The sequence below is a fragment of the Aquibium pacificum genome (assembly GCF_040839445.1).
Lineage (GTDB): Bacteria > Pseudomonadota > Alphaproteobacteria > Rhizobiales > Rhizobiaceae > Aquibium > Aquibium pacificus.
This window is the reverse complement of the sequence record NZ_JBDPGJ010000057.1, coordinates 1-279: the sequence shown is the minus strand read 5'-3', so window position 1 is coordinate 279 and position 279 is coordinate 1. Positions and strand designations below refer to the sequence as shown.

Here is a 279-nt window from a genome sequence, read left to right as displayed (position 1 = left end):
GGGTGGTGAGCACTTCGGCAAGCGTTCCTTGCGGGAACGCCAGCGAGAGCGACCAGGGCTCGGCATCCTCTTCTTCGACGTCGAGGGTAAGCTGGAGCAGGTCGGTGCGTTTGTCGAACGGATCGAGCTGGCGCAGACTGGTATCGCGCCGCACGAAGCGCACCGGATGCGGCCGCTCGCTCGCGAAAACCTGGCTCAAGGTGTCGCAGATCGCCTGTTCGATGCGCGCGAGCAGCAGTTCGGCGGAGACCGGAAAACCGTCGGGCAGCGGATCGGGCA

At 65.6% G+C, this 279-nt stretch carries 1 protein-coding gene; it reads right to left on the bottom strand.

What is annotated here, in order from left to right:
* Nucleotides 1–279: hypothetical protein (locus ABGN05_RS30145; protein ID WP_367957750.1), on the bottom strand; the 279-nt coding region annotated here is incomplete at both ends.